Here is a 6,987-nt window from a genome sequence, read left to right as displayed (position 1 = left end):
GGCACGGGCGCTGGTCAACGCCGCCGGCGCCTGGGCGGACCACACCGCAGCTCTGTGCGGCGCCTCGCCAGTCGGCCTGCAGCCGTGCCGGCGCACCGCCTTCACGTTCTCCGGTCCGCAGGATGTGGACTTTGCCCATTGGCCGGCCGTGGTCGGGGTCGATGAAAGCTATTACTTCAAGCCCGACGCCGGCCAATTGCTGGGCTCGCCGGCCAACGCCGATCCGGTCGCCGCGCACGACGTGGTGCCGGAAGAGCTGGACGTGGCCACCGGCATCTACCGCATCGAAACCGCCACCTCGCTCACCATCCGCCGCCCCAAGCACACCTGGGCCGGCCTGCGCTCCTTTGTGCGCGACGGCGATTTCGTGGTCGGCTGGGACGCCGATGCGCCCGCTTTCTTCTGGCTGGCGGCACAAGGCGGCTATGGTATCCAGACAGCCGCGGCGACCTCCGAACTGGCCGCCGCGCTGCTCACGCGCCAGCCGTTGCCCGCTCACCTGCATGCGCACGGCGTGGACGCCGAGGCCGTGCGTCCCGCGCGCCTGCGCTGAACCTTCCCCTAGCCTGCGAGAGTCCATCATGACCACCATAGCCCGCTATCCCAGCCCCCTGCCCCTGCCGTTCTCCCGCGCCACCCAGGCCGGCGGCTTCTTGTTCCTGTCCGGCCAGATCCCGATGGACGCCAATGGCCAGGTCGTGCGCGGCGACATCACCGCCCAGACCCATGCCGCCATCGAGCGCATCAAGGAAACGCTGGCCCTGGCCGGCGCCAGCCTCAAGGACGTGGTGCGCGTCACGGTGTGGCTGACGAATCTGGAACTGTTCGCGCAGTTCAACGACGCCTACCGCAGCCATTTTTCCTCTGACTTCCCCTCGCGCTCGACGGTCGAGGCCAAGCTGGCCATGGGCGTGGACGTGGAGATCGAAGTGCAGGCCTGGCTGGGTGCGGCGGCGGGCTACGGCGGCTTTACGCCCGGCCCCGTGTCCGAAGCCTGAGCCCGCGCCGCGGGCCTGTTCGATAGCAGGACACTGCCTGGCCCGGCGCCAGGCAGTACGACCTTTCCTTCGCGCTCGCGGCAACGCCTGCGCCCCCCTGAGCACATCTTTATGCGGAGCGGCAGCATGAAAATATTTTCCGGGTCCCTGGCGACCGAGACGAACACCTTCTCTCCCATCCCGACCGGGCTGTCCGCCTACCGGGCGCGCGGCTACTACCCCGCGGGCCAGCATCCGGACCGCATGCAGATGTTCTCGGGGCCGCTGTGGGCGGCGCGCCAGCGCGCCCAGGGCAAGGACTGGACCCTGATAGAAGGCCTGACCGCGGGCGCCACGCCGGCGGGCATCACCACCCGCCACGCCTATGAAACCCTGCGCGACGAGCTGCTGGACGATTTGCGTCGCGCGGGCAAGGTCGACATCGCCCTGTTCGGCCTGCACGGCGCCATGGTGGCTGACGGCTACGACGATTGCGAAGGCGACCTGCTGCGCCGCGCGCGCGAGATCGTGGGGCCCGACGCCGTGATCGGCGCCGAACTGGATCCGCATTGCCACATGACGGCGGACATGATGGAAAGCGCCGACTTCCTGGTCTGCTTCAAGGAGTATCCGCACACCGACATCCTGGAGCGCGCCTACGACCTGGTGGACCTGTGCGTGGCCCGCGCCGAAGGCCGCATCAAGCCCGCGCGCGCCGTGTACGACTGCGAAATGATCTCCATCATGCACACCAGCCGCGAACCCATGCGCAGCTTCGTGGACCGCCTGCTCGCCATGGAAGGCAAGGAAGGCGTGCTGTCGGTATCCATCGCGCATGGCTTCCCCTGGGGCGACACGCCCGACATGGGCTCCAAGGTGCTGGTCTATACGGACGGCGACCAGGCCCAGGCCGACGCCCTGGCGCGCGCGCTGGGCGAAGAGATCATCGGCTTTCGCGAGCAGTTGGCGCCGCCCTATCCCGGCGCCGACGCAGCGCTGGACCAGGCGCTGGCGCTGAACGACTTCCCCGTGGTGCTGGCGGACTCCGCCGACAACGCCGGCGGCGGCGCGCCCAGCGACGCGACCTTCATCCTGGAGCGCGTGCTGGCGCGCGGCATCAGCGACGTCGCAACCGGCCCGTTCTGGGACCCGGTGGCGGTGCAGCTCTGTTTTGAGGCGGGGGAAGGCGCGCGCATCCAGTTGCGCATCGGCGGCAAGGTGGCGCCGGTATCGGGCCAGCCGCTGGACCTGGACTGCGAAATCCTGGCGCTCAAGCGCGACGCCATCATGACCGGGCTGGCCGGCACGCCCGCGCTGCTGGGCGACACCGCCATCGTGCGCAGCCAGGGCGTGACCCTCGCGCTGACCACCAACCGCACCCAGGCCATGGGCACCGACCTGTTCACTCAGTTCGGTGTGGACCTGCAGGCCATGAAACTCGTCATCGTGAAATCGTCGCAGCACTTCTACGCCTCGTATTCGAAGGTCGGCCGCCACGTCATCTACGTGGAGACGCCGGGCGCCATCACGACCGACTACAACGCGCTGCCCTACACCAAGCGCAAATTGCCGAAGTGGCCGTTCACGGCCTGAGGCGCGACCCATCACCGCCCGCCACGGGCGCAGGAACAAACTAGGGGATAACAATGATCAGACGTTTCAGTTTGCTGGGCGCAGCCGCCCTGCTGGCCATGGGCGCCGCCACCGGCGCGCTGGCGCAGACCAAGACCCTGCGCCTGGTGCCGCACGCGGACCTCAAGACGCTGGACCCGCTGTTCAACACGGCCTACATCACGCGCAACCACGGCTACATGGTGTTCGACACCCTGTTCTCGCAGGACAGCAAGGGCCAGGTCAAGCCGCAGATGGTGGACAGCTGGACCGCATCCGAAGACGGCAAGACCTGGACCTTCACCTTGCGCCCCGGCCTGAAGTTCAACGACGGCACGCCGGTCAAGGCCGAGGACTGCGTGGCGTCGATCCAGCGCTGGGCCAAGAAGGACACGCTGGGCCAGGCCATGATGGCCGCAGGCGCCGAACTCGCCGCGACCGGCGACAATACCTTCACGCTGACGCTCAAGGAGCCTTTCGGCCTGGTACTGGACGCCTTGTCCAAGCCTTCCGGCATGCCTCCCTTCATCATGCCCAAGCGCCTGGCCATGACGGACCCGAACACCCAGGTCACCGAAATGGTCGGCTCGGGACCCTTCCTCTTCAAGCGCGACGAATGGGTGCCAGGCAACAAGGTCGTGTACGTGAAGAATCCCGCCTACGTGCCGCGCGCCGAACCGGCCGACGGCCTGGCGGGCGGCAAGAACGTCAAGGTGGACCGGATCGAATGGGTCTACATCCCCGACGGCAACACGGCCACCGCCGCCCTGATGAACGGCGAGGTCGACATGATCGAACAGACCACGCCCGACTTCCTGCCCGTCCTGGAAACCAACAAGGACATCACCCTGAACACGTCCGTCGCGACGCAGGGCATGGTCATCCTCAACTCGCTGCATCCGCCCTTCGACAATCAGCTTGCCCGCCAGGCGCTCTACCACCTGGTGAACCAGAAGGAAATGCTGTCGGCCATGGGCTACCCGGAGAAGTACCGGGTCGACTATTGCCCCAGCCTCTTCGTCTGCGGCTCGCCCCTGGCCAGCGACGCAGGCGCGGCGCCCTACGCCAAGACCGATCCGGCGCGCGCCAAGCAGCTGCTGCAGGAGGCCGGCTACAAGGGCGAGAAGGTCGTGGTCCTGTATCCCACGGACCACCTGAGCGCGCCCGCCGTCATGGTGCTGACGCAGAACATGAAGAAGGCCGGCATCAACGTCGACCTGCAATCCATGGACTGGGCCTCGCTGGCCGGACGCCGCCTGAAGAAGGATCCGCCCGCGCAAGGCGGCTGGAACGTCTTCCTGACCTGGGGCGGCTATTACGACGCCAGCACGCCGGTGACCAACCCCTGGATGTCCGCGGCCTGCGGCAACAGCCTGCCGGGCTGGCCCTGCGACAAGGAGCTCGACGCGCTGCGCACCAGCTGGATCCGCGAAACCGACCCGGCCAAGCGCAAGGACATCGCCGCGCAAATGCAGGCGCGCGCCTACCAGAGCGTGCCTTACGTCATGTGGGGCGAGTTCAAGCCCGTGTCCGCGTTCCGCGGCCTCACGCACACCGAGCTGCTGAAGACCGGCATCCCGGTGATGTGGAACATCGAGAAGCCGTAAGGCAGGGGCCGGGCGCACTTGCGCCCGGCCGCAAGCCGGGGGAAAACCAGCGTGAAATACATACTGCGCCGCATCGCGGCCGTCATTCCTGTCATGGCCGTGGTCGCGGTCGTGGTGTTCCTGCTGATCCATCTGTCGCCGGGCGACCCGGCCGCGGTGATCGCGGGCGACAACGCCACCGCCGACGATGTGGAGAAGATCCGCCAGAACCTGGGGCTGGACAAGCCGCTGCTGCAGCAGTTCGGCATCTGGGTCAGCCACATCGCCACCGGCGACCTGGGCACGTCCATGTCGACGCAGATGCCGGTCTCGCAGCTGATCGGCCAGCGCATGGGGCCGACCCTGTCCATCGCCATCTTCACCATGCTGTTCGCGGTGATCGTGGCGATTCCGCTGGGCGTGCTGGCGGCCTGGCACGCAGGACGCTGGCTGGACCGGCTGGTCATGATAGGCGCGGTCTGCGCGTTCTCGGTGCCGGTGTTCCTGATCGGCTACAGCCTGGTCTATGGCTTTTCGATCAAGCTGGGCTGGCTGCCGGTGCAGGGCTACAAGCCGCTGGCGGACGGCGTGGTGCCCTACCTGCGCCACCTGGTGCTGCCCTGTCTGTCCCTGGGCCTGGTCTATATGGCGTTGCTGACGCGCATGACGCGCGCCACCATGCTGGAAGCCCTGTCCGAGGACTACATCCGCACCGCCCGCGCCAAAGGCCTCGCGGCCGGCCCCATCGTGTGGCATGCGCTGAAGAATGCCGCCAATCCCATCGTCACGACCATCGGCGTGGGCGTGGCCCTGCTGATCGGCGGCGTGGTGGTCACGGAAACCGTGTTCGCCATTCCCGGCCTGGGCCGCCTGACCATCGATGCCGTGCTGCGCCATGACTATCCCGTCATCCAGGGCGTGCTGCTGGTGGCCTCGGGCATCTACGTAATGATCAACCTGCTGGTCGACCTGAGCTACCGGCTCTTCGATCCGCGCATCCGCTATTGAACGGGGGCAACGCATGACCACCACCACCCTGTCCCTGCCCACGCGGCGTCCGCGCCATCGCCGCATCCTGCGTTCGCTGCGCCGTCATCCCATGCTGTACATCGGCGGCGCCATCCTGCTGGCGCTGGCCGCGATCGCGCTGGCCGCGCCCTGGCTGGCCACCGTCGACCCGCAGGACATCAATCCGCTGGCGCGCATGAAGCCGCCTTCCTCGGAACACTTCTTCGGCACCGACGCGCTGGGCCGCGACGTCTATTCCCGCACCGTCTGGGGCGCCCGCGTCTCGCTGGTGGTCGGCATTGTGGTGGCGGTGGTCTCCACCGTCGCCGGCGTGGCCCTGGGCATGGTGGCGGGCTACTTCCGCCGCATCGACGCCTTCATCATGCGCATCATGGACGGCCTGATGGCCATACCCGGCGTGCTGCTGGCCATTGCCCTGATGGCCACCCTGAAAGGCGGCCTGGGCACCGTGATCATAGCCATCGTCATCCCCGAAGTACCGCGCGTGGTGCGGCTGGTGCGGGCGCTGGTGTTGACGATACGCGAGCAGCCCTACATCGAGGCCGCCATTTCGTCCGGCACCCGCGTGCCCGCGATCCTGCTGCGCCACATCCTGCCCAACCTGTTCGCCCCGCTGATGGTGCAGGCCACCTTCATCGCGGCGTCCGCCATCCTGACCGAAGCCGTGCTGAGCTTCCTGGGCGTGGGCATACCGCCGCAGATCCCCAGCTGGGGCAACATCATGGCCGAAGGCCGCAACTTTGTTGCCGTGGCCTTCCACATCATCCTGTATCCGGGCCTGTTCCTGGGCGTGGCCGTCCTGGCCGTCAATCTGGTGGGCGACGGGCTGCGCGACATGCTCGATCCCCGCCTGGCCAAAAAACTGTAGGAGCGCACATGCAAACCCAACCTGTCTTGCGCGTGCACGACCTCACCACCTGTTTTGACGGCGACGAAACCACGGTGGTCGCCGTGGACCGGCTCTCCTTCGACCTGATGCCCGGCGAGACCCTGGGCCTGGTCGGCGAGTCCGGCTGCGGCAAGAGCGTGACGTCCCTGTCCATCATGCGTCTGCTGCGCGCGCCCGGGCGCGTGGCCGGCGGCCGCATCGAGTTCGATGGCCAGGATCTGCTGGCGCTTCCTGAAAAAGCCATGCGCGCGATCCGCGGCAACCAGATCTCGATGATCTTCCAGGAGCCCATGACCTCGCTGAACCCCGTGTTCACGGTGGGCCGGCAGATCAGCGAATCCCTAATGCTGCACCAGGGCCTGTCGCGGCGCGACGCCATGGCGCAGGCCGAATCGCTGCTGGAGCTGGTGCAGATATCCGACCCGGCGCGCCGCGTGCGCGAGTATCCCTACCAGCTGTCCGGCGGCATGCGCCAGCGCGCCATGATCGCCATGGCGCTGGCCTGCCAGCCCAAGGTCCTGATCGCCGACGAGCCCACCACCGCGCTGGACGTCACCATCCAGGCGCAGATCCTGCACCTGCTGCGGGAAATCCAGCAGCGGCTGGGCACCTCCATCGTGCTGATCACCCATGACCTGGGCGTGGTCGCGCAGATGTGCCAGCGCGTCATCGTGATGTACGCCGGACGCAAGGTGGAGGAAGGCAGCGTCGACGACATCCTGGACCGCGCCCGGCATCCCTACACCCAGGCGCTGATCCGCTCCCTGCCCGACTTCGCCGCAGGCCAGGACCATACGGCGCGGCTGGCCGAGCTGCCTGGCATCGTGCCCGTGATGACGCCCGAGTCGCGCGGCTGCGCTTTCGCGGCGCGCTGCCCGGAGGCGCAGCCGCGCTG

The 6,987-nt window shown here is 67.7% G+C and carries 7 protein-coding genes; all 7 read left to right on the top strand.

What is annotated here, in order from left to right:
* Positions 1-553 (top strand): FAD-dependent oxidoreductase (locus VIR09_RS05960; protein ID WP_332012038.1); only part of this gene is annotated, 553 nt, incomplete at its 5' end.
* A 28-nt stretch (positions 554-581) separates the two neighbouring features.
* Positions 582-998, top strand: coding sequence for a RidA family protein (locus VIR09_RS05955; protein WP_332012037.1), 417 nt, complete (start codon positions 582-584; stop codon positions 996-998).
* 126 nt (positions 999-1,124) lie between these two features.
* Positions 1,125-2,570: a M81 family metallopeptidase gene (locus tag VIR09_RS05950; RefSeq protein ID WP_332012036.1), complete on the top strand. Its 1,446-nt coding sequence runs from the start codon at positions 1,125-1,127 to the stop codon at positions 2,568-2,570.
* Between the two features lie 53 nt (positions 2,571-2,623).
* On the top strand, positions 2,624-4,195 hold the full coding sequence (locus tag VIR09_RS05945) for an ABC transporter substrate-binding protein (RefSeq protein WP_332012035.1): 1,572 nt from the start codon (positions 2,624-2,626) through the stop codon (positions 4,193-4,195).
* A gap of 51 nt (positions 4,196-4,246) precedes the next feature.
* Positions 4,247-5,182 (top strand): ABC transporter permease, encoded by a 936-nt coding sequence (locus tag VIR09_RS05940; RefSeq protein ID WP_332012034.1) that lies wholly within the window; start codon positions 4,247-4,249, stop codon positions 5,180-5,182.
* Between the two features lie 13 nt (positions 5,183-5,195).
* Complete coding sequence (locus VIR09_RS05935; RefSeq protein ID WP_332012033.1) at positions 5,196-6,071, top strand: ABC transporter permease; 876 nt, start codon at positions 5,196-5,198, stop codon at positions 6,069-6,071.
* Positions 6,072-6,079: 8 nt separating this feature from the next.
* Positions 6,080-6,987, top strand: a 908-nt coding sequence (locus VIR09_RS05930; RefSeq protein ID WP_332012032.1) for an ABC transporter ATP-binding protein, incomplete at its 3' end; no start/stop codon positions are given.

Source organism: Achromobacter sp., assembly GCF_036567245.1.
In the GTDB taxonomy this organism is placed as follows: Bacteria; Pseudomonadota; Gammaproteobacteria; order Burkholderiales; family Burkholderiaceae_B; genus Achromobacter.
The sequence above is the reverse complement of the archived record's forward strand: the minus strand, read 5'-3'. Positions and strand labels throughout refer to the sequence as shown.